Below are 462 nucleotides of genomic sequence, written 5' to 3'. Positions count from 1 at the left end.
CGGTAATCGCGCAGGCCGTATTTCTGCTCATAGGTGTAATCCGCGTGTCCCGGGCGAAAAACATCTTTAATCGCGCTGTAGTCCTGCGAGCGCTGATCGGTGTTTTCAATCAGCAGGCCAATACTGGTGCCGGTCGTCACGCCATCAAACACGCCGGAGAGAATTTTTACCTGGTCCGGTTCGCGGCGCTGAGTAGTATAGCGCGAGGTGCCAGGGCGGCGTCTGTCGAGATCGTGCTGCAGATCGGCCTCCGTCAACGGGATGCCGGGCGGCACGCCATCGACGATACCCCCAAGCGCCAGCCCGTGTGATTCGCCGAAAGTGGTTACGCGAAAGAGTTGTCCAATTGTGTTTCCTGCCATCACGGCTCCGTTATCGTTGTTGTCGTTTGCGTGTTTTAATCTTTATAAATATTGAAATGTTCACGGGCCGCGAGCAACTGCGCTTTGGTCAACATAAAGA

At 55.0% G+C, this 462-nt stretch carries 1 protein-coding gene; it reads right to left on the bottom strand.

Translation table 11 applies throughout. From position 1 onward, the window contains the following. Nucleotides 1-362, bottom strand: a 362-nt coding sequence (locus tag ACEWB7_RS17620; RefSeq protein ID WP_411581038.1) for a chorismate synthase, incomplete at its 3' end; no start/stop codon positions are given. Nucleotides 363-462 lie beyond the last annotated feature (100 nt).

This window comes from Acinetobacter sp. NIOH-H-8, assembly GCF_046635365.1.
Classification (GTDB): Bacteria; Pseudomonadota; Gammaproteobacteria; order Pseudomonadales; family Moraxellaceae; genus Acinetobacter.
The sequence above is the reverse complement of the archived record's forward strand: the minus strand, read 5'-3'. Positions and strand labels throughout refer to the sequence as shown.